This window comes from Micromonospora sp. NBRC 101691, assembly GCF_030269285.1.
Classification (GTDB): Bacteria; Actinomycetota; Actinomycetes; order Mycobacteriales; family Micromonosporaceae; genus Micromonospora; species Micromonospora echinospora.
The window spans coordinates 209,163-233,284 of sequence record NZ_BSTB01000009.1; the positions used below are offsets into that span (position 1 = coordinate 209,163).

Sequence of the window (24,122 nt, forward strand, 5' to 3'; positions counted from 1 at the left end):
CGCACGCCCCCGCGACGGGTCTCAGGTCAGCCCGGCGAACCGTTGCACCTGGTCGATGCCGCCTTCCACGATCAGCAGGGAGCCCTCGGGAAGCACCGTCTCCGGCACGGCGTACTCGTACGGTCTGCCGGGGAGCTTCGCCCCGACCACCATGACGCCGTAGCGGGCGTCCGGCGCGACCTCGGCCAGCGTGCGGCCGACCAGGGGAGGTGGAACCCGGACCTTGGCGATGGCGAAGTCGTCACCGAACCCGATGAAGTCGAGCAGGTTGCTGACGATCAGGTGGGCGACCCGCTCCCCGGTCTCCGCTTCCGGGAAGACCACGTGCCGCGCGCCGATCGCGGAGAGGATCCTGGCGTGCTTCCGGGAGGTGGCGCGGGCCCAGATCGCCGAGCCGCCGACCTCGATCAGCGCGAGGACGGTGAGGATGCTCGCCTCCACCGCCGCGCCGATACAGACCACCACCCGCTCGTAGTCGGCGATGCCGAGTTGGCGCAGCGCCGTCTCGTCCGTCGCGTCGGCCTGCACCACCCGGTCCAGGCGGGACGACCATCTCTGCACCGTCTGTGAATCCCGGTCGATGGCGATCACCTCGTGGCCGAGGCGGGTGAGGGTCACCGCCAGATAGGTGCCGAACCGGCCCAGCCCGATCACCGCGACGCCGTGGCCGCCTCCAGCGGGGTTACGTCTAGCCGACAATGGGTTGCTCCTCCGGGTACCGGTACAGCCTTCTGCGGGTGTTCAACGCGATGGCCGACCCGAGGGTGAGGGTGCCGACCCGCCCGATGTACATGAGGACGATCAGGACGACCTGCCCGGCGGCCGGCAGCGTGGGCGCGACGCCGGTGGAGAGGCCGGTGGTGCTGAACGCCGAGGTCACCTCGAACAGCGCCCGGTCGTAGCTCAGGTGCTGCTCGGTCAACAGGATCAGGGCCACCGTGCCGGCCACCACCAGGGCCACACTGAGCAGGGCCACGGTGAGCGCCTGACGCTGGCTCGCCGTGGCCGCCCGACGCCGTCCGACGGTCACGTCCGGCTCGCCCCGCACCTCGGCCCAGATGGCGAAGGCGAGCAGGAAGAAGGTGGCGACCTTGATGCCGCCGGCGGTGCTGGCGCTGCCGCCGCCGATGAACATCAGGGCGATGATCAGGGGATAGCTCGCCTCGTCCAACCCGGTGACGTCCACCGTGTTGAACCCGCCGGTGCGGACGAACGCGTCCTGGGTGAAAGCGACCAGCGCCTTGCCCTCCCAGCCGTAGGGACCGAGCGTGCGGGGGTTGCTCCACTCGGCGGCCAGCAGGACGACGAAGGCGACCGTGAGGAGCACCAGGCTGCCCCAGACGGTCAGCTTGGTGCCGATCGTCCAGCGACCCGGTCGTCGCCAGCTCCGGGCGGCCTCGAAGAGCGCGGGGAAGCCGAGCCCGCCGATGATCGAGCCGAACGCCAGGGGCAGGGTGACCCACCCGTCGTGCGCGAAGCCGGTCAGATTGCCCTGGTAGAGGGAGAAGCCGCCGTTGTTGAACGCCTGGACCGCGTGGAAGAAGGCGTACCAGAGGGCCCGGCCCAGCGGGTAGTCGTAGGCGAGGGCGAAGCGCAGGGCCAGGATCGCGGTGATCAGGGCCTCGCAGACCAGCACGGTGAGGCCGATCCTGAGCAGCAACCGGCGTACGTCACCGATGCCGAACTCGGCCGTCTCCGCCTGCACCAGCAACCGGGTACGCAGCCCCAGCTGCCGGGCCACCAACAGGATGACCAGGGTGCTGCCGGTGAGGATGCCCAGGCCGCCGACCTGCGTCAGGACGGTGATCATCACCAGCCCCACCGGGGTCCAGTAGTCCGGCGTGTCCACCACGACCATTCCGGTGACCGAAACCGCCGAGGTGGCGGTGAACAGGGCGGTGAGGAAGGGGGTGTACCGGTGCTCCTCGGTCGCCGGGGGCAGCATCAGCACGCCCGTGCCGAGCAGGATCGCCACCAGGAAACCGAGGGGCACGATCCGCACGGGGTGACGCAGAAACCGGCGCACCAGCCAATCTTCGTGCCGGAGCACGGCACCGGGTGGGGAAACGGGCATCCGCCGCAGGCGCGGGGACGACCAGCCCGACATTCACCTGCCGGTCAGTCGGAGACCACCTCCCGGTCGCCGGCCGCCGCTTGGCTGATCGCGATCCCTCTCGATGACAGGAGACGGCGTTGCGACGTACCCTTTCCGCCCTCGGTGTGGCCGGCGCGCTGCTCACGGTCGCGGTGGCCGTGCCCACCGCCACGGCCGTCGGGGCCGAACCGCAGGCCCGCCCGGACCGGTCGCGGGCCACCGACCAGCCGGTCGTGATCGCCCACCGCGGGGCGAGCGGCTACCGGCCCGAGCACACCCTGGAGGCGTACCGGCTGGCGATCCGGATGGGCGCGGACTACATCGAGCCCGACCTCGTCCCGACCCGGGACGGCGTGCTGGTCGCCCGGCACGAGAACGAGATCTCCGGGACGACCGACGTGTCCGCCCGACCCGAGTTCGCCGCCCGGAAGGCCACGAAGACCATCGACGGGGTCGCGGTGACCGGCTGGTTCACCGAGGACTTCACACTCGCCGAGCTGAAGACGCTGCGCGCCAAGGAGCGGCTGCCGCAGGTCCGGGTCACCAACACCGCGTACGACGGCCGGTTCGAGGTGCCCACCCTCCAGGAGGTCATCGACGTGGCCCGGGAGGAGGGGCGGAAGCGGGGCCGGGTGATCGGCATCGCCCCGGAGACCAAGCACCCCACCTACTTCGCCTCCATCGGGCTGCCCCTGGAGGAGCCGCTGGTCGAGGTGCTCCGGGCCAACAAGCTGACCAGGCCCAGCTCGCCGGTGGTCATCCAGTCCTTCGAGACGGCCAACCTGCGCAAGCTGGACAAGATGATCGACGTCAAGCTGGCGCAGCTCCTCGACGCGTCCGGCCGTCCGTACGACTTCCGGGTCTCCGGGGACCCGCGCACCTATGCCGACCTGGCCAAGCCGGCGGGCCTGCGCTGGATCGCCGGGTACGCCGACATCGTCGGCGCGCAGAAGAACCTGATCGTGCCCCGGGACGCGACCGGCAAGCTGCTCGCCCCGACCGCCCTGGTCCGGGACGCGCACCGGGAGAAGCTGGACGTGCACGTCTGGACGTTCCGCGCGGAGAACCAGTTCCTCGCCGTCGACCACCGGATCGGCACCGACCCGAACGCCCGGGGCGACATCACCGCCGAGTACGAGCTGTTCTTCCGGCTCGGCCTGGACGGCGTCTTCGCCGACCACCCGGACACCGCCGTCGCCGCCCGCGCCGGCCTGTCCTGACCTCACCCGATCCGACTCTCCTCCTGCTGGCCCGTCACCCGACCGCCCGGGTGGCGGGCCAGCCCCCGTTGACAGGAGGGCCGGACCGGCTGACCCGTCAGTCCACCCGGGCGGGCTCGAACAGTTCGGCCAGGGGCCCGTCGAGCCGTCGCAGGCTGGCTATCGCCCGGCTGGCCCGGCTCTTCACCGTTCCCGTCGAGCAGCCCAACAGCTCGGCGATCTCCTGTTCGCGCATCTCCGCCCAGTACCGCAGGACCAGCACCACCCGCTGCCGGGTGGGGAGCGCACGGAGCGCGGCGAGCACCAGGCGGGCGGTGTCCCGCGGCTCGTACGGATCCTCGGCCAGCCGGTCCGGCAGTTCCCCGGTGGGGACCTCCCGTCGCCACAGCCGCCGTCCGGCCCGCCAGGCCGCCCGCACCATCACCCGCCGGGTGTACGCCTCGGCGTCGCCGTCCGGGTGGAGCCGGTGCCAGGCCCGGTACGTCTTGACCAGCGCCTCCTGTGCCAGGTCCTCGCCGTGCCCGTGATCGCCGGTGAGCAGCGTGCCGTGCCGCACCAGCGGGACGTACCGGGCGTTGACGAACTCGGCGAACCCCGGCGGTCCGGCGGTGGTGGCGGGGGACATCAGCGCCCCGCCGGGGCGAGCAGGGCGCGGATCTCGGTGAGGAAGCCCTCGGGCAGCCAGACCCGGCCACCCATCGAGGAGGTGGCGAAAGCGCAGTCGTCGGTGCTGCTGATCGCCACCACCGCCTGCGGCGGGCCGGAGGGGTACAGCAGCGTGAGCGCGGCCATGTCCCGAGCAGCCGGCTTCCAGGCCGGGGTCAGCGGCTCCGCCGAGGAGCAGGTCAGCTCGTCCTCGTCGACCGGCCGGTCCAGGTCACGTAGCCGGTTCAGCACCTTGGCGACGGCGGCCGCGTCGGTGGAGTCGATCCGCTCGTGCCCTCGTTGGCCGAGCTGCGCGGCGGGTGCGGTCTCCGGCAGTATCAGGCGGCCGGGCTTCTCCGTCGTGCTGTGGATCGACGCCACGAACGGGTTCACCTCCGTCGGCGTCATCTCGACCGTGAGCCCCGCGCCCGACCAGGGCATCTCCACGTTGAAGGCGGCCCACCGGCCGCGTTGGGCCGCCGAGAGGTTGTCGACGTCGTTGTCGTCGAACCAGGCGGGCTGCCCGCCGGGCAGGACCACCTCGGTCAGACCCGAGCTGAAGGTCCGGGCCGGTAGGTTCGGCCGGCTGTACCAGGGTTGCCAGTGACGGACCATGACCATCGGCTGCGCGTCGCAGTCGCCACCAGGGCTGATATTGACGTCGACCAGGATCGTCCGGGCGGGCACCTCGCAGTAGGTCAGCGGCCGGCTGACGTCCCGGTTCACCCGCCAGCCGGGCGGTGCCGGCACGACCAGCCCGTTGACGCGTATCGCCTCGTCGTCTCCGAGTTCGACCAGGAACGGACGGGGCGTGCCCTTGCGGTCGCTGCCGTCGGGCAGTGGGTCAGGGGTACGGCGTCCAGTGGGGCTGGCGGCCGGGTCGGCCCCGGACGCGTCACCGGTCGGCCAGCCGGTGGCGACCAGTCCGCCGCCGACGAGCAGCGCGAGCGTCAGTACGCCAGCCAGCCCGGTGGTGACCTGGCGGCGGCGCGCGGCGGCACCGCGTCTGAGCACCTCCGGTACCGGGTCGACACTGGCCGGGTGGGTGTCGGCGACCGCCGTATCCAGCAGTGCCCTGATCCGCTCCGTCATCGGCGTCCTCCTCGTGTGGACGCGCCACCCCGTGTGGCCGCTCCATCCACCCAAAGGCACCGGGAGCCGGAGAAGGTTCCATGAGCGGAAGTCCGACGTCGCCAGCAGGCCCGACGTTCTCCCGCCACTGCGCCACCGTCCCCGAGCGCCGCTGGTGGCCGCCATCTCGTCCACCACCGACGGTCGGCACCCATGGTGCTGCCGACGCTGTAGAGCTGCCCCGTCTGTGCGCCCACGCCGGAGTCCGCCGACCGTGGCCGGCGTGGGCTCTCTCGGCAGCGGAGGATCTCCCCGCCGCCCGCCGCCCGCCGCCCGCCGCCCGCCGCCCGCCGCCGGTCCGCCGCCCCCCCGTCCGCCGCCGGCCGTCCGCCGCCCCAGCCCGACGCCGCCCGCGCCCGTCCGCCGATCGGCGGTGCCGCGCGGTTCGCTCGATGGCGTCCCGCGTCGTGAATCTTGGACACTTACCGTCGAATGCGGACGGTAAGTGTCCAAGATTTGGAGGCTGGCACGGGGTGAGGGTCAGTCCTCCGGGATGAAGGCTGCCGCCACGGTCGAGTGGGGCGTCCAGCCGAGCGATTCGTAGAGGCCGCGCCCGTCGTCGGTGGCGACCAGGATTCCGGTCCGTAGTCCGTGTCGCGCGCCATGGTCGGCCAGGGCCCGCATGACGATCGTCCCCAGCCCGCGCCGCCGGTGCGCGGGCGTGGTCTCCACCTGGTCCACGACGCCGTACGACCCGGCGGGGCCCAGCCGTCCGGAGGCCGCCGGGCTCCCGGTGGAGTCCACCACCGTCGCGACCACCGCCTCGCCGGTCGTGTCGATCCGCACCGTGTACGGCGCGGGCGGGGTCACCACGCCCGCGCCGAACGGGGCGCTCATCAGGTGGTCGACCGGGGCCATCGTCCAGTGCGGTGGCAGTGCGTCGCGCAGCCCGGCGGGGCTTCCCATGACCTTGACCCAGGTGCCCGGGGCGGTCAGGCGTCGACCGAGGTCGTTCAGGACCGCCGCGTCGTGGCGGTGCAGCACGTAACGCACCCGATGGCCGGGTCGTCCCACCTCGACCCGGAAGCCCCCGGGTACGGCTGTCGGAGCGGGTGTGCCCCGGCAGCGGGCCCAGCCCCGACCCCAGGCCATCACCAGCTCCGGCAGGGTCGGATCGCCGCCGTCGGGCGTGGGGACGTGCGCGGCCGGGGTGGGGCCGTCGGTCACCGGCGCGCGCCGGTCACTGCGACCGCTCGGCGACGTAGGTGCCGCGTCCTTGTTGGCCGATGATCAAATTGCGGTCGTGCAGGATCGCCAACGCCCGGTAGACGGTGTTGTTGCTGACGCCGTAAGCCGTGGCGAGCTGACTGGTTGAGGGCAGCTTGTCGCCGGGCTTGAGGGCGCCGGTCCGGATCTTCTCGGCGATCTCGTCCACGATCAGGCGAAATGATGGTTGTGCTGTGGGCATGGTGAGGACTCCGGTTGGTTCGGCATCCCCGATCATGCCCGACCTGCTCCAGTAACTGCAATAAGTGAGTCGCCGGATACACAGAGCTAGACTCAGGCTAGTAAGTGGCGTAAGTTGCTGGGTGTCCGGCTCCGGTTGGTTCGGCAAACCCTCGGAGGTGGACAGCCGAGTGGGCTCCGAGGTCGTACCGCCGATGAGGGCTGCGGTCGCGGGGCCGGCGGCCCGGTCCGCGTCTCCCCCTTTGGTGCGGACCGGGCCGCCTTCCACCGACGACGGGTGACGGAGGGATGTCCGCACATGGGAATCCTGGAGAGACTTTTCCGGCCGACAGCGCGGCCCCGGCACGGGCGGCCGGAGCAACACCGGCGGCGGTCGCCGAACGAGGGGTGGTACCGCTCGGCCACCTGTCGGTCGCTGACCGCCGGGCAGGTCCGCGACCGGCAGTTCCGCAGCGTGCGCCGAGGTGGGCTCGACCCGCTGGAGGTGTACGCGTTCCTGCACCGGGTCGCCGGTGAGCTGGCCGCCGCCCGTCGCGAGCTGACCTACACGACCGAGGAGAACGTCCGGATCAAACGGGCGCTGCGGAGCTGGCAGTCCCGGTTCGCGCCGAGGACGCACCGGTGAGCGGGGGCGTGCCGGTGGACCGGGAACGGGAGCGCTTCGTGGTGCACCTGCCGGTGGTCGCCACCGACCTGGCCGGGGCGCTGCGCTTCGCCCGGTCGATCACCCGGGCGGTGAGCTTCCTCGCCGACGTCGACCGGGGCGAGACGACGGTCTCCGCCGAGGACGCGCAGGGCGTACGGCACCGGGTGTTCTGCGACCGGTTGTTCGCGCGCGGCCGGCGCTGTCCGCGACCGGCCGGGCACGACGGGGACTGTGGCGCCGAGCGACATCGGTAGGTGGCGGGAGCCGACACGATGGTCAGTGTCCCGGTGGCGGTGTCGGCCATCGACCGGAAACACCGGGGTGCCTGATTGTCCCGGCCGGCCACCTGGTCGGCGTTACTTGTGTGTTGCCGCCACATAGCCCGTGGGTGACGTCACTCCTAGCGTGAGCCGACAACGGATTTCCCTTCCTCCGAGTCCTCACGTGGAGTCGCAATGACGGTCCGGACGACGCGGCGCGCGGTCCTCGCCGCCGCCACCATGATGGCTGCGGCGGTCGCCGCGACCGCCTGTGGCAGCCCGCAGGAGACCGCCTCCGGTGGCGGTGACGACGCCGCCCCGGTCAAGGTCGGCCTGGTGTACTCCCAGTCGGGAGCCCTGGCCAGCTACGGCAAGCAGTACATCGAGGGGTTCCGGGCGGGCCTCGACTTCGCCACCGACGGCACCGGCAAGGTCGACGGCCGGACCATCGAGGTCACCGAGGTCGACGACGCCGGTGACCCGGCCAAGGCGGTGTCGGCGGCGAAGGACCTGATCGGCAAGGGGCACAAGATCCTCGCCGGGTCCACCGCCTCCGGGGTGGCGTTGCAGGTCGCCCCGATCGCCGCGCAGAACAAGGTGCTCTTCATCTCCGGCCCGGCCGCCACCGACGGGGTGACCGGCGCGAACCGCTACACGTTCCGGTCCGGCCGGCAGTCGTACCAGGACGTGGTGACCGCCAAGTCCTTCATCGGCGACCCGACCGGCAAGAAGGTCGTGGTGTTCGCCCAGGACGGCGCGTTCGGCGACGCCAACGAGGCCGCCGTCAAGGCCGTCATCGGCGGTGCCGGGGCGACCGTGAGCAGCGTCCGGGCCCCGGCCAGCGCGACCGACTTCACCCCGTTCGCCAGCCAGATCACCGCCGCCAAGCCGGACCTGCTCTTCGTGGCCTGGGCCGGCACCACCGCCCCGGCGATGTGGCAGACCCTCGACCAGCAGGGCGTCCTGACCTCCACCACGGTCGTCACCGGGCTCGACATCCGCGCCTCCTGGGCGACCTTTGGCGCGGCCGGCACCAAGATCTCGTTCCTGTCGCACTACTTCGACGGGGCCAGCGACACCGAGGCCGCCAAGGCGCTCAAGGCCAAGGTCACCGGCGGGACGCTCGACCTGTTCCACCCGGACGGCTTCGCCGCCGCCCAGATGGTGGTCCGCGCGGTCGCCGAGGGCGGCGACGACGTGGAGAAGATGGTCACCGCGCTGGAGGGCTGGAGCTTCGACGGGGTCAAGGGCAAGATGACCATCCGCAAGGAGGACCACGCCCTGCTCCAGCCGATGTACCAGGCCAAGCTGTCCGGCAGCGGCACCAACTTCACCGCGACCGCCGAGAAGAGCCTCACCGGCGACGAGTCCGCGCCGCCGGTCGTGGCGATGAAGGGCTGATCCGACGATGCTCGCCACCCGCGGTCTGACCTGGCGGATCGGTGAGGTCGCCATCGTCGACGACGTGCACGTCGACCTGGCGCCCGGGGAGTTCCTCGGCGTGATCGGGCCGAACGGCGCCGGCAAGACCTCACTGTTCAACCTGATCACCGGCCTGCGTCGCCCCACCGCCGGAACGGTCCTGCTGGACGGGAGGGACATCAGCGCCCTCCCGCCGCACCGGCGGGCCCGCCTCGGTCTGGGGCGTACCTTCCAGGCGTCCTCGGTCTTCGGCTCGCTGAGCGTGCGGGAGAACGTGCGGCTCGCCGTCCAGGCGCACCGCGGGGGTTCGATGAAGCTGTGGCGGCGGGCGGCGGCCGACCGGGAGGTGGTCGCCGCCGCCGACGCGGCGCTCGACCGGGTCGGCCTCGCCCACCGGGGTACGGCGCTCGCCGGCACCCTCGCCCACGGCGAGAAGCGCAAGCTGGAGATCGCCCTGCTGCTCGCCGGGGAACCCCGGGTGATGCTGCTGGACGAGCCGATGGCCGGGGTGAGCGCCGAGGACGTCCCCGAACTGGTCAGCGTGATCAAGTCGCTGACCGGGGAGAGCGGCCGGGCGGTGCTCATGGTGGAGCACCACATGGACGTGATCCTGGAGTTGGCCGACCGGATCGCCGTGATGCACCACGGCGCGCTGCTCGCCTGTGACACCCCGGAGACGGTGATGGCCAACCCCACCGTCCAGGAGGCCTACCTGGGGGAATCTCTATGACCGCCATCCTCACCGTCGAGGACCTGTCGGTCCGGATCGCCGGGCTGCACATCCTCCAGGGGGTGTCCTTCACGGTCGCCCCGACCGGGGTCACCGTGCTGCTCGGGCGCAACGGCGTCGGCAAGACCACCACGTTGCGGGCCGTCGTCGGGCTCACCCCGGCCGGCGGCGAGGTGACCGGCCGGGTCCGGATGGGCGAGCGCAGCCTGCTCGACCGGCCCACCCACCGGCTGGTCCGGGACGGCCTCGGCTACGTACCCGAGGACCGCTGCGTCTTCGCCGGCCTCACCGTCGCGGAGAACCTGCGGCTCGCCGAACGGCGCGGCAGCACCCCGGCGTACGACCGGGTGTTCGCGCTCTTCCCGGAGCTGGACCGGCGCGGACGCCAGCGGGCCGGCTCGCTCTCCGGCGGCCAGCAGCAGATGCTCGCCATCGGCCGGGTGCTGCTCAACGACAACAAGCTGCTCCTGGTCGACGAGCCGACCAAGGGGCTCGCCCCGAAGGTGGTGACCGAGGTGGCCGAGGTGCTGGAACGGGTCGCCGAGACGGTGCCGGTGCTGCTCGTCGAGCAGAACCTCGCCGTGGTGCGCCGGCTCGCCACCGACGCGGTGGTCATCGACGCCGGGCGGGTCGCCTGGAGCGGCGGTGCCCGGGACCTGCTCGCCGAGGCGGAGCTGACGAAGTCCCTGCTCGGCGTCGGATCGGCCGAGGCGCACTCCCCGAGCCCCGCGGTCGCGAGGAAGGACACCGCCTCATGAGCACCGTCGTGCTGCTCACCCTGACCGGCCTCGGACTGGCCGCGCTCTACTTCCTGGTCGCCTCCGGGCTCTCCCTGGTGTTCGGCCTGGCCGACGTGCTCAACTTCGCGCACGGGCTCTTCCTCGGCGTCGGGGCGTACGCGACCTGGTGGGCGTCGGGGAACCTGCCCGGCGCCGGCCCGGACGGCCTCGGCTTCGTGGTGGCCGCCGCCTTCGGCGTGCTCACCGGCGCGCTGGTCGCGGTGCTGGTGGAGCTGGTGCTGATCCGGCCGCTCTACTCCCGCACCATCGCGCAGGTCCTGGTCACCGTCGGGCTCTCGCTCGCCGGGGTGGCCCTGCTCCAGGCGGTCTGGGGCGCCGACCCGCGTCCCTTCCCGCGCCCGGAGTGGACCCGCCAGGTGACCTCGGTGTTCGGGGCGAAGGTGCCGAACGCCGGGCTGCTGCTGATCATCGCCGCCGGGCTGGTGCTCGCCGCGCTGCTGGCCTTCCTCCGCTTCACCCGGTACGGCCTGGTGATCCGGGCCGGGGTGGAGAACCGGGAGATGGTCACCGCGCTCGGCATCGACGTGCGGAAGGCGTTCACCCTGGTCTTCGCGATCGGCGGGGCGGCTGCCGCGCTGGCCGGCGCGCTGGGCGGCGTCTACTTCGGCTCGGTCTCGCCCGGCCAGGGCGGCTCGCTGCTGATCTTCGCGTTCATCGTGGTGGTGATCGGCGGGATGGGCTCGGTGGTCGGCTCCGCGTACGCGGCCGTCGCGGTCGGGCTGCTGCAACAGTTCGTGAACTACTACGGCACCTCCGGCCTCGGCGACATCTGCGTCGTCGCGCTGCTGGCCGTGGTGCTGCTGCTCCGTCCGCAGGGCATCGCCGGAAAGGTGGCCACCGCATGACGAACTCCGTGGTCGACGGCGCGGTGGAGCCGCCGAAGGCGGCCGTCCCGGCCGAGCGCGAGCCGTCGGTGTGGCAGCGGCTGCGGCCGTTCCTGCCGCTGGTGGCGCTGGCGGTCGCCGCGATCCTGCCGTACTCGACGGTGCACCTGCCGGGCATCTTCGAGGGGCCGCTGAACTCGCCCGGCACCCTGCAACTGCTCGCCGTCTGCCTGGTCTTCGGCGGACTGGCCGCCGGCTACGACCTGCTGTTCGGGCGGACCGGGATGCTCTCCTTCGGGCACGCGCTCTACTTCGCCGCCGGGGTGTACGGCACCGACATCCTGGTCACCAAGGCCGGGCTGCCGCTGTGGCAGGCGGCGCTGCTCGCCCTGACCGGCGGGACGACGCTCGCCGCGCTGCTCGGCGCGGTCGCCCTGCGCACCGTGGGCATCGCCTTCGCCATGGTCACCCTGGCGTTCGCCCAGGTCGGGGCGATCCTGGTGGCGCGGGACTTCGGCGGGCTGACCGGCGGCGAGGAGGGGCTTCCGCTGGACGTCTCCGGGCTGCCGGCGGCGCTGGTCGGCGTGACCAACACGGTGAACCTGTACTGGCTGGCGCTGGCGTACCTGGCGGTGGTGGTGCTGGTGGTGCACCGGGTCAGCGCCTCGCCGACCGGGCGGGTGCTCGCCGGGCTGCGCGACGACGAGCGGCGGATCGGGGTGCTCGGGCTGGACCCGTACCGGTTCAAGCTGGTCGCGTTCACCCTGGCCGGCGGGCTGGCGACGGCCGGCGGAGCGGTCTACTGCCTGATCATCGGCGGCGCCTCGCCGCACATCACCTCAAGCGAGCTGACGCTCTCCCTGCTGGTCATGGTGGTGCTCGGCGGGCCGGGCACCCGTTGGGGCCCGGTGCTCGGCGGCATCCTCTACATGTACCTCGACCACCGGCTGACCGCCTTCGGGGCGTCCGGGGCGGTGGACGCGCTGCCCGGCTGGCTCAGCGCCCCGCTCTCGCAGCCGCTGTTCGTGCTCGGCACGGTGTTCATCCTGGCGGTCTACTTCTTCCCCGGCGGCCTCGCCACCCTCGCCACCCGGCTGGGCCCGCTCCGCACCGCCCTCGCCCGCCCCCGCCGGGCCCCCTGACCGCCCGCCGGACCCTCTGACCGCACCTGCCCGCCGACCCCGCCGCCGACCCACCGGGAGGCGGGGTCGGCCGGTGGGGTGCGGCCGGCCGGGCTGGTAGAAAGGGCGGGTGGGGGATCGGGCGGCGGTACGGGAGCGGGCCGAGTCGGTGCTACGGCGCCTGGCCGGTGCGCACGCCCGGCTGCGTGAGGACCAGTGGCGGGCGATCGAGGCACTGGTGGTCGACCGGCGTCGGGTGCTCTGCGTGCAGCGCACCGGGTGGGGCAAGTCGGCCGTCTACTTCGTGGCCACCGCCCTGCTGCGCGGGCGGGACACTGACACCGCCCCGACCGGCGGCGTCGGTCCGACGGTGATCGTCTCGCCGTTGCTGGCGTTGATGCGCAACCAGGTGGAGGCGGCCGGTCGGGCCGGGATCCGGGCCCGCACCATCAACTCGGCGAACCTCGACGAGTGGGACGGCATCACCGCCGAGATCCACGCCGGCACGGTCGACGTCCTGCTGATCAGCCCCGAACGCCTCAACAACCCGGACTTTCGGGACACCGTCCTGCCCCGGCTGGCCGCCACCACCGGGCTGCTCGTGGTCGACGAGGCGCACTGCGTCTCCGACTGGGGGCACGACTTCCGCCCGGACTACCGCCGGCTGCGCACGTTCCTGGCGAACCTGCCGACCGGCACGCCGGTGCTCGCCACCACGGCCACCGCCAACGCCCGGGTCACCGCCGACGTCGCCGAGCAGCTCGACACCACCGCCGGTGCCCCGGGCACCGACCGGGCGGACGTGCTGGTGCTGCGCGGCAGCCTGGACCGGGAGTCGCTGCGGCTGGCCGTGCTCGACCTGCCCAGCCCGGCGCACCGGCTCGGCTGGCTCGCCGACCACCTCGACCGCCTGCCCGGCTCGGGGATCGTCTACACGCTGACCGTGGCCGCGGCGGGGGAGACTGCCGAGTTCCTCCGCTCGCGCGGCTATGCGGTCGCGGCGTACACCGGGCAGGCCGACGACGCCGACCGGCGCGCCGCCGAACAGGACCTCCTCGACAACAAGATCAAGGCGCTGGTGGCGACCTCCGCGCTCGGCATGGGCTTCGACAAGCCCGACCTCGGCTTCGTCGTGCACCTCGGCGCGCCGCCCTCGCCGATCGCGTACTACCAGCAGGTCGGCCGGGCCGGGCGGGCCGTCGAGCACGCCGAGGTGCTGCTGCTGCCCGGGGCCGAGGACGCGGCGATCTGGCGGTACTTCGCCTCGCTCGCCTTCCCGCCCGAGGAGCAGGTCCGGGCCGTGCTCGCCGCCCTGCGTACCGACCGGCCGCTCTCCACGCAGGCCCTCGAACCCGTGGTCGACCTGCGCCGGGCCCGGCTGGAGATGATGCTCAAGGTGCTCGACGTCGACGGCGCGGTCCGCCGGGTCCGGGGCGGCTGGCTCGCCACCGGCGAACCCTGGACCTACGACGAGGCCCGGTTGCGCCGCGTCGCCCAGGCCCGCACCGCCGAGCAGCAGGCCATGCGCGAGTACGCCACCACGCCCGGTTGCCGGATGCGCTACCTGCGCGAATGCCTGGACGACGACGCGGCCGGCGACTGCGGCCGGTGCGACCGCTGTGCCGGGCCGCTGTTCGACGCCACGGTGTCCGGTCCGGCGCTCACCGCCGCGCAGGCGTTCCTCGGCCGCCCCGGGGTGGAGCTGGCCCCGAAGAAGCTCTGGCCCACCGGCCTGGACGCGGTGGGCGTACCGCTGAAGGGGCGCATCGCCCCGACGGAGCAGGCGCTGCCGGGACGCGCGGTCGGACGCCTCTCCGACCTCGGGTGGGGTGGGCGGCTGCGCACCCTGGTGGGTCCGGACGCCGCCGACGCGCCGGTGCCGGACGACGTCGTCGCCGCCGTGGTCGAGGTGCTCAAGGACTGGTCGCACGGGGACGACCCGTGGCCGCGACGTCCGGCGGGCGTCGTGGCGGTCGGCTCCCGACGGCGTCCCCGGCTGGTCGGCTCGCTCGCCGAGCGGATCGCCGAGATCGGCCGGCTGCCCCTGCTCGGCCAGGTCGCGCCGACCGACGCCGCCAGCGCGGCCGGTCCGCGCGGCAACAGCGCCCAGCGGGTACGCGCGCTGCACGACGCCTTCGCCGTGCCCGACGACCTGGCCGGCGCGCTCACCGGGCTGACCGGCCCGGTATTGTTGGTCGACGACCTGGTCGACTCCGGCTGGACGCTGACCCTGGTGGCGCGGTTGCTGCGCCGCCACGGCGCGCCCGACGTCCTGCCCTTGGCGCTGGCCGTCGCCGGCTGAGTGGCGGATGGCCCCCACCGGGCCGTGGCAGGCGTCGCCCACCGGGGCCGTACGGGCATCGCCCACCGGGGCCGTGGCGGGGCGGGCGCGTCCCGGGTCGGGCGGAAAAGTTCCCGGCCGAGGCGGAATGCGACAGTTGCCACGCCGTCGCCGTGGCCGACCGGTGACCAGCCGTTCCGACGGTACCGTGAACCGCATGAACGACCAGTTCCCCGTCAGCACTCTCCGGCTGGCGCTGGTGGTGGCCGGGCTGGTCCTCGCGTTGATCGCCGGCTTCGGCATCGGGCGGCTCAACCCCCACCCGTCGTCGGTGGCGGGGGCGTCCACCACCACGGCCGGCACCGACCACACCCACCCGGCGGGCACGCCGGTCCACGAGCACCTCGACGGCGGTACGGAGGCCGGCGGCCTCGCCGTCACCGCGGCGGGTTACACCCTCGCCCCGCTGGGCGTGACGTTCACCGCCGGTCGGGCCGGCGAGTTCCGCTTCCAGATCCAGGAGGCCGGGCAGCGGCCGGTGACCCGGTTCGCGATCGTGCACGACAAGCCGATGCACCTGATCGTGGTGCGCCGGGACCTCACCGGCTTCCAGCACCTGCACCCGACGATGGGCGCCGACGGCACCTGGTCGATCCCGCTGACGCTGCCCGAGCCGGGGATCTGGCGGGCGTACGCCGACTTCTCCACGATCGGCGCCGACAACGTGCAGACGCCGGTGACCCTCGGGGTGGACCTGGTCGTCCCCGGCGCGTACACCCCCCGGGAGCTGCCCCCGCCGGCCCGGACCGCGACCGTCGACCGGTTCACCGTCGACTTCCAGGGCGACCCCCGTATCGGCGTGAACGCGCCGATGGCGTTCCGGGTGCGCGTCGGCGACAGCACGCCCACGCTGGAGCGCTACCTCGGCGCGTACGGGCACCTGGTGGTGCTCCGTGAGGGCGACCTCGGCTACCTGCACGTGCATCCGGAGACGGAACTGGCGGGGAACGCGGTGATGTTCCGGCTCACCGTGCCCGGCCCCGGTCGCTACCGGTTCTACCTCGACTTCCAGGTGGCCGGTGAGGTGCACACCGCCGAGTACACGGTGACGATGCCCTGACCCTGACCGCCCCTGCGCCGTCGCGGCGGGGCTCAGCCCGCGCGTCGGGCGGGCCGGTGGGCGAGGTAGCGCAGCAGGTCCCGGATCTGGTGCTTCTCCTCGGTGGGGACGGCGGGGTCGGCGAGCCGGTCGAGGATCACCCGGACGTCCGCCTCGACCGGGGCGTCGTCGACCCGACGCCGGGCCACCGGAGCGCCGTCGGGCAGGCCGAGCGCCCGGAACGCCGCAGCGACCGGCACGTCCAGGGCGGCGCAGAAGCCACGGACCTTGGCCAACTCGGGATAGTCCTGCCAGTCGCCGGCCAGCCAACGGAAGATCGTGGACCGGCCGACCCCGGTGTGGGTGGCCAGGTCGGTGACGGTCCACCCGCGCTCCTGGCGGGCGTCGTCGATGGCCCGCCGGACGAAGCGCGCGAAGGCCATCTGCGGCGAAACCTCTGCGGAGCCCATGGTCGGGTGTCCCTTTCCGGCCGGTCGCACCGGACGGTGCGTCTTCGAGCGTAGTACCCCCGGCAGGTCAGGGGGTCGCCCGATCGCCTCGCTGGTCACCCCTGATCCGGTACACCGGCGGCAATCATTGCCGCCGGTCAACCAATTCCGGCTTCCGGTCCGCGCCGCCGTCGAGGAGGGTCTCCAGGCGGGGCGTGACCTGCCACTGTCCCACCAGGGCGCGGTACTCGGCGCGCTGTTCGTCGGTGCCGGGGCCGGTGCCGCGTCGGGCCCGGATCAGCAGGTTCCGGGGCGTGTGGCGGGAGTCGACGAACTCCACCACCTCGGCCCGGTAGCCGTGCGACCGGAGCAGCCCGGCCCGGAGCGCGTCGGTCAGCACGTCGGCGAAGCGTTCCCGCAGGATGCCCTGCCGGGTGAGCAGCTCGTACGGGGCCGGTGCGGGTCGGGCCCGCAGCTGCGCGGCGAGGTCGTGGTGGCAGCACGGGGCGGCGAGCACCCAACGGGCCCGCCAGCGGACCGCCCGGGCCAGCGCCTCGTCGGTGGCCGTGTCGCAGGCGTGCAGCGCCAGCACCAGGTCGGGGGCCGGGTCGACCTCCGCGTCGAGGATGGTGCCGGCGACGAACCGGACCCGGTCGGCCCAGCCGAGGCGCTCGGCGAGGGTGCTGTTGCGGTGCCGCTGGTCCTCCCGGACGTCCACACCGACGAGTTCCACGTCGACGCCGCGCCGGGTCAGGTAGCGGTACGCGGCGAAGGTCAGGTACGCGTTGCCGCAGCCCAGGTCGACCACGCGCAGGGGATCGGTCAGCTCGTCGGGCAGGGTGGCGGCGAGAGCGCGGAGGAAGGCGTCCACCTGTCGGCGTTTCGCCGCCGACCCGCCGATCTCGGCGAAGATCGGGTCACCCGGGTCGAGCAGGTACTCCTTCTCCCGGTCGTGACCGTCGGACGCGGCGGCGGGGCGGCTGGCGGCGGCCCGGTGCACCTGCGCCTCGCCGGACTTGGTCACCCGGAGCTGGACGGTCGCGTCGGTGGTCTCCACGTGCCAGTTGCCGAACGGCTCGGCCAGCAGCGCGTCGACGGCCTCGTCCGCCTCCTGCCCCGGGGCGACGTTGCGGGTGTGCGGGCGGTTCCCGTCGGAGGTGGAGATCTGGAGCCGGGGGCCGGCCTTGAGGGTGACCGGCCGGAGTTCGGCGCGTACCACCGAGGGACGCTGCCCACGGCGTCGTCCGGCGGCGACCGCCCTGGTCAGGGCGGGGCCGAGCAGCAGGGAGCGCAGGTCGGTGAGGGCGTCGTCCAGTGGTACGGGCATCGCTCCATCATCCATACCGGTGTGGGTCGGAAACGAACGTCCCCCGTACCGGCGAACCGGTGCGGGGGACGTCGGGCGTGCGGTGGGTCAGTCGGCGATCGCCTCGGCGGGCGTACCGGTGGCGGAACCGGAGCCACCGCGACGGCGACGGCGACGGCGGGGCTTCGCCTCGCCCTCGGCGGCACCGGTCGGGGCGCCGGCGGCGTCCTCCGTGATCACCGCGGTCGGCTCTCCGTCGGAGACCACCTCCCCGCCCCGGCGGCGACGCCGGCGGCGCGGGGTGCGGGCGGTCTCCTCGTCGGTCACCACGGTCTCCGTGGTCGAGCCGTCGGGCGCGGTGTCGGAGCCGCGCCGGCGGGAGCGGCGCGGGCGTTCGCCACGCCGGCCACCCTCGCCCCGGCGGCGACCACCGCCGAGATCCTCCTCCACCTCGGCGGAGAGCCCGGCCCGGGTCCGCTCGGCGGTGGGCAGGGTGCCGGTGATCTCGGTGGAGATGCCCAGGTCGGTGTAGAGGTGCGCGGAGGTGTGGTACGTCTCCGGCGGCTCGGGCAGGTCCAGTCCGAGGGTCTTGTCGATGATCCGCCAGCGCGGCATGTCGTCCCAGTCGACGAAGGTCACCGCGACCCCGGTCGCCCCGGCCCGGCCGGTCCGGCCGATCCGGTGGGTGTAGGTGTCCTGGTCCTCCGGGCAGTCGTAGTTGATCACGTGGGTGACGCCGCTGACGTCGATCCCGCGCGCGGCCACGTCGGTGGCGACCAGGGTGTCGATCTTGCCGGCCCGGAACGCCCGCAGTGCCCGCTCCCGCGCGCCCTGCCCGAGGTCGCCGTGGACGGCGGCCACCGCGAACCCCCGGAAGTCGAGGTCCTCGGCGACCCGGTCGGCGGCCCGCTTGGTCCGGGTGAAGATCATGGTCAGGCCGCGCCCCTCCGCCTGGAGGATCCGCGCCACGATCTCGATCTTGTTCATCGAGTGTGTGCGGTAGGCGAGCTGCTGGGTCTGCGGCGACGGGCCGGTCTCGGCGGTGTGCCCGGCGTGGATCGTCACCGGCCGGCGCAGGAAGCGCCGGGAGAGGGTGACGATCGGGTCCGGCATGGTGGCCGAGAAGAGCATGGTCTGCCGGTCCTCCGGCAGCATCGACAGGATCTTCTCGACGTCGTCGAGGAAGCCCAGGTCGAGCATCCGGTCGGCCTCGTCCAGCACCAGCGCGTGCACCCGGTCGAGCCGGAGGTGCTTCTGCTTGGCGAGGTCGAGCAGCCGGCCCGGGGTGCCGACGAGGATCTCGACGCCCTTGCGCAGCGCCTCGATCTGCGGCTCGTACGCGACGCCACCGTAGATCGGCAGCACCCGCACGCCCCGGGTGCGACCGGCGGCGGCGAGGTCCTTCGCCACCTGGATGCCCAGCTCACGGGTGGGTACGACGACCAGCGCCTGCGGCACGCCGTCGCTGCCCTCGCCGGGCGCGAAGACCCGTTCGAGCAGCGGTACGCCGAAGCCGAGGGTCTTGCCGGTGCCGGTCGGGGCCTGGCCGATCAGGTCGGTGCCGCGCAGCGCGATCGGCAGCGCGTACTCCTGGATGGCGAAGGCGCGGGTGATGCCGGCGGCGGCGAGCGCCTCGACGGTCTCCTGCCGTGCGCCGAGCGCGGCGAAGGTGGGTGCCTCCGGGCGAACCGGAGCGGTCGGGGCCAGTTCCTGGCCCTCGGTGGGGAGATCTGTGGGGGCCAGTTCCTGGCCGTCCGTGTGGAGATTCTGTTCGCTCATGTGGTGTTGGGGGTGCCCTCTCGTGGTGCGCCCCGTCATGTCCGCAGGGCGCGTTCGGTATGGCGCGGGCCACACGGTCGGCGGCAGAACGCCATGCCGGACCGGGCCGCACGCGCGCCGTGGGCAGGACGTCCGGCCGGATCGTCGGCCGCGCCTGCGGCGGGCGAACATCTCCAACGGCGCCCACGGCAACTGCTCCATACTACCTGGTTAACCCGGACGACGTCCCGGTCCGGGCGAGGAGCGGTCCACGCGGGGGTCTATGTTGTGATGCAGGTCACAATATCTGCGGTTCGGGAATCCGTGATCGGCTGCCCCACGTGCCGTCCCGTCGACGGGTAACCTGCGCTCGTGTCCGCCGCCCCCGCACCCTCGTCCGCCGTCGTCGATCTGCTCGGTTTGGTGGCCCTCGGCGAGCTGTTCGCCTTCGACCGGATGGCCGCCGACGCCCGGCTCGCTCCCGATCTGCGACGTCGGGCCGAGCTGAGCGCCATGGCCGCCGCGGAGATGGTCAACTACCGGCGGCTCGCCGACCGGATCACCGAACTGGGCGCGTCGCCCGACGACGCGATGGCGCCGTACGTGACGGCGTTGCAGGCGTACCACGACTCGACCGAGCCGAAGGACTGGCTGGAGGCGGTGACCAAGGCGTACGTCGGGGACGCCATCGCCGACGACTTCATCCGGCAGATCGCCGACGCGCTGGTCGAGCCGGACCGGCAACTGGTCCTCGACGTGCTGCACGAGTCCCGGTACGCCGACTTCGCCGCCGCCGAGATCAGGGCGGCGATCGAGACGGACCCCCGGGTGGCCAACCGGCTCTCCATGTGGGCGCGACGGCTGGTGGGGGAGGGGCTCTCCCAGGCGGGCCGGGTGGCCGCCGCCGACCGGGGCACGCTGACCGGGCTGATCGCGCGGGGCGAGGACGGGGACCCGCAGAAACTGTTCCGCAACCTGACCGCCGCGCACACCGCACGGATGGGCGCGGTCGGACTCAACAACTGAACACTCGACCGGGACGCACCGTCACCGGTCGTGCCGGGGCACCGTCCCACGGCGCTCCGGCGCCGGTCCGCGGCAGGTGGACTTCCGACACCTGCCGCGGCGACCCGGGTGGACCGGCCCGTCAGCGGACGGTGAACCCGACGGCGCGCGGCGCGGCCTCGGCGATCTCCACGTAGGCGAGCTTGCTGACCGGCACGATGATCCGCCGGCCCTTCTCGTCGGTCAGCGAGAGCGTCCCGTCGCCGGCGATGGCGTCGGTCACGATCTGCTCGATCTCGGCCGGCGACTGCGCGCTCTCCACGACCAGCTCACGCGGCGCGTACTGCACGCCGATCTTGACCTCCACTGTGCCTCCTCATCCGGGCGAAACGACCGCCCTGGGAAGGCTAGCCGATCCGGGCAGGCGATGGTCACGGTGACTCGGTTTGCCCCGCCCCCGCGGCCGGCTCACCCTGCAACGGGAAGCTGGCGATGCCCCGCCAGGAGAGGGCGGCGAGCAACGCCTCCGCCTCCGCCTTCGGCACCTGCCGTCCCCCGCCCAGCCAGAACTGCGCGGCGGTCTCGGCCGCCCCCACCAGTCCGGACGCGAGCAGTTCGGCGTGCGCCCGGCTGACCCCGGTGTCCGAGATGATCGTGTCGGTGATCGCCGCGATGCAGCCCTGCTCGACCCGCTCCACCCGCTGGCGGACGGCCGGGTCGTTGCGCAGGTCCGACTCGAAGACCAGGCGGAACGCCTCGCTCTCGTGGTCCATGAAGTCGAAGTACGCCCGGACCGCCCCGCTGACCCGCTCCTTGTTGTCGCTGGTCCCCCGCATCGCCTCGTGCACCTTGGCCAGGAACCCGTCGCAGTGGGTGTCCAGCAGGGCGAGGTAGAGCTCAAGCTTCCCCGGGAAGTGCTGGTAGAGGACGGGCTTCGAGACGCCGGCCCGCTCGGCGATGTCGTCCATCGCCGCCGCGTGGTAGCCCTGCGCGACGAATACCTCCTGGGCCGCCGCGAGCAGCTGCTTGCGCCGCGCCGACCGGGGCAGGCGCGTGGGACGACCCGCCGTCTGTGAGCCGTTCCCCACAGCTGTCATGGGAACCTCCGATGTTCCTCGTACGAGCCGGTACTCCTACCCCGACCGGCCGGATCACTCGCCCCGCCGTGGAATTTGGCCCGCCGCTGTAACTTATCGCCACTGTCACCACACGGTAGCCTCAGCGGGGGCGACCAAGGAGCGCGCGGTGGATGAAACAGGGCAACCCGGTGCCGCCACCCCGGGAGAGCACGGCGATGGGACGGGTCAGCAGGATGACCTGGCCCACTCGACCAGCGCATGGGCGCCATCGGGCGCCGGCTGGTCCCGTGCCGCCGACGGCGGGTTCCGGGGGGAACCGGCCCGAACCCAGTGGCGTCCCTCCGACCCGGGCCACGGCTGGGCCTCGTCGTCTCCGCAGCACGGCGACCTGCCCGCCCCGGTGCCCGGGGCCGACGAGGTGAGCGAGCTGCCGAGCCGGGTCAACGGCCGGCGGCTCAACGGCCACGTCCACCGCGACGACTCCCCGGGCGGGCGACAGGTGCCGGTCAGCGCGCCTCCCGGCCCGGCCGGTGACCCCGACCACGGACGGCTCGCCGTCCCGGCGCAGCGGCCCTCGCCCGCCCTGGAACAGACCGGTGAGCCAAGCCGGGAGGCCGCCGCCCTCCGTCATCCCACCGGCGGGCAGCCGGTGCTGCCCTCGGACGGCGCCGCCGTCCGCCACCCCACCGGCGGATACCCGGTGGTGGAGGCCGGCGGGGCGACGACGCATCCGGCGGTGGACCCCAAGACGCTCCGTCATCCCACCGGCGCGCACCCGACCCTCTCCGCCGAGGGCCGGCCGGCGCGGCACGCCTCGGACGAGCCCCCGGCCACGCACGCGGACCACCGGGCCGAGGGGAGCCGCCCGACATCGGTGCCCCCGGCGCAGTCGTCCGCCGCCGACGCAGAGCGCCGGCCCTGGAACACGCCCACCGAACCGGAGCGTCCGAGCTGGGCCGGGGGCGGCTGGGCACCGCCGTGGTCCCAGGAGGGTGGCGGTGGCCGGCGGTCCCGCGCCGAGCGGCACCGTGAGGACGACGAGCCGACCGGTCGCCGGTTCCGCGAGGAGCGGTCCCCCGAGGACGTGCCGCCCACCTGGGCGCCCCCGTCCGACGCCCGGGAGCCCGAGTCGCGTCGCCTTCCCGACGCCGTGCGGGCCCCGTCGACCGACCCCGCCGTCCCCCGGTCACCGTCGACGGAGCCCCTTCCCGGCCGGGCGCCCCGGCCGGAGCCCGCTCCCGACCGAACACCGACGGCCGAGGCCGGTACGCCGTACCGGGTCGCCGAGAGCGGTGACGCGCGGGTGCCGTCGGGGGAGGCCGTGCCGTACCGGGCCGCCGGGCGACGCTCCTACGAGCCGGAGGCCGAGCCACGCCGGCCGTACCCGCCGGTGGACGCGAACACCTGGGCGGGCCGCCCGACGGCCGCGCCGTCCAGTGCCCCACCCGTGCCGTCCCCGGCTGCCCCACCCGTGCCGTCCCCGGCCGAACCGACGGAGCCGCCCGGCGTCCGTCCCGAGGCCCGTACCGTCCGGCCCTTCCGACTCCGGCCCGAGGCCGCCGAAGCCGATCATCCCCCGTCGGCCGGTCGCCACCCGGACCCCGCCGGAGCCGGTCGGCTCGCGGCACCCGCCACGGGCGCGGCCGGGCGCGTCGATCCCACCCCACCCGCGCCCGCCCCGGCGAGCGCACCCCCGTACACGGCCCGTCGATCCGCGCCCGACCCGGTGTCCCCGGCCCCGTCCGCCGTCGCCGACCGGCATCCGGGCGGCACGCCGGCGGTGCTGCCCCAGCGCGTACCCGCCGAGCCGGATGTGCCCGTCGTGCCGGAGCCGCCAGCCGTGGAGCCCCCCGCCCAGACCCCCGAACTGGCCCGCATCGCCACCCACCTGAGACGGGAGGACGAGTCGGCACCGCCGCAGGAACGCCCCGAGGGTTTCGACGTCAACGCGATCCTCGACGCCGTCCGGGGCGTCACCGGGGTGCGCGACGCGTCGCTGCGTCGCACCGCGGCCGGCGCGCACAGCCTGCGGCTCGACCTCTCCGACGGGGCGGACGCGGCCGAGGTGAGCCGTCTGGTCGCCCGTCTGCTCCAGGAGCGGATGGGGCTGGCCGCCGCGCCGCAGAACGTGCCCGGTCCGGCGCCCACGCCCGACCCGCCGGTGCGCCGCCGCATCGCCCCGCCCGAGGGGCGGGCCGAGGTGCCGGCCGACGTTCGCCGTCGTCGCCGGCAACCCGGCACACCCCAGGGCCGGGCCAGCGTGGAAGAGCAGCTCAGCCCCTGGGCCGCCTTCGGCGGCGGGGGCGCCGGAAGCCCCGTGGGGGCCACCGGGAGCCCGGCGACGCTGGGCGCCTCGTACTCGGGTGGGCAGCGGACCACGACGGAGACCGCGCCGTCCCGGCCGCTGGACACCGGCGGCGCCCCCGGCCCCCGGGTGGTGATCGACCACGTGCAGGTCAGCACCTTCGGCCTCGACGCGGACGTCGAGGTACGCCTCCAGGCCGGCACGCGCGACGCCTCCGGTCGCGCCGTCGGACCGGCCGTCGACGGGTACGTCCTGCGCCTCTGCGCGGTGGCCGCCGCGGCGGCCGTCGACGAGCTGCTCCGGGTCGCCGGCTCCGGGCGCGGGCGGTGCTTCGTCGAGCACGCCGCCGTGGTGCCCTTCGGCACGTGCGAGGTGGCCACGGTGGTGGTCCTGCTGGTCTGCGACGGCTGGGTCGAGCAGTTGGCCGGTTCGGCACTGGTCTCCGGCGCGGACCCCCGGCAGGCCGTGGTGCGGGCCACCCTCGCCGCGGTCAACCGTCGATTGGAAGCGCTGCTGACCTGAGCGTCGGGCGGCAGACT

Annotated in this window: 23 protein-coding genes; 12 read left to right on the top strand and 11 right to left on the bottom strand. The window is 73.7% G+C overall.

From position 1 onward, the window contains the following. Positions 1-21: 21 nt before the first annotated feature. Together QSK20_RS16770 and QSK20_RS16775 are read right to left on the bottom strand one after the other, a co-directional pair. Entirely contained in the window at positions 22-699 is a 678-nt protein-coding gene (locus QSK20_RS16770; protein WP_285789512.1) for a potassium channel family protein, read from the bottom strand. Further along, positions 689-2,026: a TrkH family potassium uptake protein gene (locus tag QSK20_RS16775; protein ID WP_502888916.1), complete on the bottom strand. Its 1,338-nt coding sequence runs from the start codon at positions 2,024-2,026 to the stop codon at positions 689-691. Before QSK20_RS16775 ends, QSK20_RS16770 begins: the two co-directional genes overlap by 11 nt. A gap of 167 nt (positions 2,027-2,193) precedes the next feature. On the opposite strand from QSK20_RS16775, the gene QSK20_RS16780 reads away from it, so the two are divergent. Continuing rightward, positions 2,194-3,315, top strand: coding sequence for a glycerophosphodiester phosphodiesterase (locus tag QSK20_RS16780; protein ID WP_285789514.1), 1,122 nt, complete (start codon positions 2,194-2,196; stop codon positions 3,313-3,315). A gap of 97 nt (positions 3,316-3,412) precedes the next feature. Here the strand turns inward: QSK20_RS16780 and QSK20_RS16785 are convergent, their stop codons facing one another. The 4 genes from QSK20_RS16785 to QSK20_RS16800 form a co-directional block, all read right to left on the bottom strand. Continuing rightward, positions 3,413-3,940 (bottom strand): SigE family RNA polymerase sigma factor, encoded by a 528-nt coding sequence (locus tag QSK20_RS16785; RefSeq protein ID WP_285789515.1) that lies wholly within the window; start codon positions 3,938-3,940, stop codon positions 3,413-3,415. Further along, positions 3,940-5,052 carry a hypothetical protein gene (locus QSK20_RS16790; RefSeq protein WP_285789516.1) on the bottom strand — a complete coding sequence of 371 codons (1,113 nt, stop codon included), beginning with the start codon at positions 5,050-5,052 and terminating at the stop codon, positions 3,940-3,942. Before QSK20_RS16790 ends, QSK20_RS16785 begins: the two co-directional genes overlap by 1 nt. A gap of 519 nt (positions 5,053-5,571) precedes the next feature. Continuing rightward, positions 5,572-6,258, bottom strand: a complete 687-nt coding sequence (locus tag QSK20_RS16795; protein ID WP_285789517.1) for a GNAT family N-acetyltransferase — start codon at positions 6,256-6,258, stop codon at positions 5,572-5,574. Between the two features lie 13 nt (positions 6,259-6,271). Next, entirely contained in the window at positions 6,272-6,535 is a 264-nt protein-coding gene (locus QSK20_RS16800) for a GntR family transcriptional regulator (protein WP_502888917.1), read from the bottom strand. A gap of 261 nt (positions 6,536-6,796) precedes the next feature. Here QSK20_RS16800 and QSK20_RS16805 point away from each other — a divergent pair, with 261 nt between their 5' ends. The 9 genes from QSK20_RS16805 (at position 6,797) to QSK20_RS16845 (ending at position 15,702) form a co-directional block, all read left to right on the top strand. Next, on the top strand, positions 6,797-7,123 hold the full coding sequence (locus QSK20_RS16805) for a DivIVA domain-containing protein (protein ID WP_285789518.1): 327 nt from the start codon (positions 6,797-6,799) through the stop codon (positions 7,121-7,123). Beyond that, positions 7,120-7,398: a hypothetical protein gene (locus QSK20_RS16810; protein WP_285789519.1), complete on the top strand. Its 279-nt coding sequence runs from the start codon at positions 7,120-7,122 to the stop codon at positions 7,396-7,398. Before QSK20_RS16805 ends, QSK20_RS16810 begins: the two co-directional genes overlap by 4 nt. Positions 7,399-7,599: 201 nt before the next feature. Further along, positions 7,600-8,805: a substrate-binding domain-containing protein gene (locus QSK20_RS16815; protein WP_285789520.1), complete on the top strand. Its 1,206-nt coding sequence runs from the start codon at positions 7,600-7,602 to the stop codon at positions 8,803-8,805. 7 nt (positions 8,806-8,812) lie between these two features. Further along, entirely contained in the window at positions 8,813-9,556 is a 744-nt protein-coding gene (locus tag QSK20_RS16820; protein ID WP_285789521.1) for an ABC transporter ATP-binding protein, read from the top strand. Continuing rightward, positions 9,553-10,314, top strand: a complete 762-nt coding sequence (locus QSK20_RS16825) for an ABC transporter ATP-binding protein (protein ID WP_285789522.1) — start codon at positions 9,553-9,555, stop codon at positions 10,312-10,314. Before QSK20_RS16820 ends, QSK20_RS16825 begins: the two co-directional genes overlap by 4 nt. Then, positions 10,311-11,201, top strand: coding sequence for a branched-chain amino acid ABC transporter permease (locus tag QSK20_RS16830; protein ID WP_285789523.1), 891 nt, complete (start codon positions 10,311-10,313; stop codon positions 11,199-11,201). The genes QSK20_RS16825 and QSK20_RS16830 overlap by 4 nt, the downstream gene beginning before the upstream one ends. Next, the gene (locus QSK20_RS16835; protein WP_285789524.1) at positions 11,198-12,322 is read left to right on the top strand and encodes a branched-chain amino acid ABC transporter permease; all 1,125 of its coding nucleotides are present in this window, start codon (positions 11,198-11,200) and stop codon (positions 12,320-12,322) included. Before QSK20_RS16830 ends, QSK20_RS16835 begins: the two co-directional genes overlap by 4 nt. A gap of 109 nt (positions 12,323-12,431) precedes the next feature. Beyond that, a complete protein-coding gene (locus QSK20_RS16840) occupies positions 12,432-14,603 on the top strand; it encodes a RecQ family ATP-dependent DNA helicase (RefSeq protein WP_285789525.1) in 2,172 nt (723 codons plus the stop codon). 196 nt (positions 14,604-14,799) lie between these two features. Beyond that, positions 14,800-15,702, top strand: a complete 903-nt coding sequence (locus tag QSK20_RS16845; RefSeq protein WP_285789526.1) for a DUF8832 domain-containing protein — start codon at positions 14,800-14,802, stop codon at positions 15,700-15,702. Positions 15,703-15,734: 32 nt separating this feature from the next. Here the strand turns inward: QSK20_RS16845 and QSK20_RS16850 are convergent, their stop codons facing one another. From QSK20_RS16850 to QSK20_RS16860, 3 genes are all read right to left on the bottom strand, one after another. Next, on the bottom strand, positions 15,735-16,151 hold the full coding sequence (locus QSK20_RS16850; protein ID WP_285789527.1) for a helix-turn-helix domain-containing protein: 417 nt from the start codon (positions 16,149-16,151) through the stop codon (positions 15,735-15,737). Between the two features lie 124 nt (positions 16,152-16,275). Next, on the bottom strand, positions 16,276-17,457 hold the full coding sequence (locus QSK20_RS16855) for a class I SAM-dependent methyltransferase (protein WP_285789528.1): 1,182 nt from the start codon (positions 17,455-17,457) through the stop codon (positions 16,276-16,278). An 87-nt stretch (positions 17,458-17,544) separates the two neighbouring features. Continuing rightward, complete coding sequence (locus tag QSK20_RS16860) at positions 17,545-19,215, bottom strand: DEAD/DEAH box helicase (RefSeq protein WP_285789529.1); 1,671 nt, start codon at positions 19,213-19,215, stop codon at positions 17,545-17,547. A 351-nt stretch (positions 19,216-19,566) separates the two neighbouring features. Between QSK20_RS16860 and QSK20_RS16865 the strand changes: the two genes are divergently transcribed. Then, positions 19,567-20,220, top strand: a complete 654-nt coding sequence (locus QSK20_RS16865; RefSeq protein ID WP_285789530.1) for a ferritin-like fold-containing protein — start codon at positions 19,567-19,569, stop codon at positions 20,218-20,220. 121 nt (positions 20,221-20,341) lie between these two features. On the opposite strand, the gene QSK20_RS16870 is transcribed toward QSK20_RS16865, so the two are convergent. Both QSK20_RS16870 and QSK20_RS16875 read right to left on the bottom strand, forming a co-directional pair. Then, on the bottom strand, positions 20,342-20,566 hold the full coding sequence (locus tag QSK20_RS16870; RefSeq protein WP_285789531.1) for a DUF3107 domain-containing protein: 225 nt from the start codon (positions 20,564-20,566) through the stop codon (positions 20,342-20,344). Between the two features lie 64 nt (positions 20,567-20,630). Then, positions 20,631-21,296, bottom strand: coding sequence for a TetR/AcrR family transcriptional regulator (locus QSK20_RS16875; RefSeq protein ID WP_145837020.1), 666 nt, complete (start codon positions 21,294-21,296; stop codon positions 20,631-20,633). Positions 21,297-21,444: 148 nt separating this feature from the next. Between QSK20_RS16875 and QSK20_RS32270 the strand changes: the two genes are divergently transcribed. Then, on the top strand, positions 21,445-24,105 hold the full coding sequence (locus QSK20_RS32270) for a hypothetical protein (protein ID WP_502888918.1): 2,661 nt from the start codon (positions 21,445-21,447) through the stop codon (positions 24,103-24,105). Positions 24,106-24,122 lie beyond the last annotated feature (17 nt).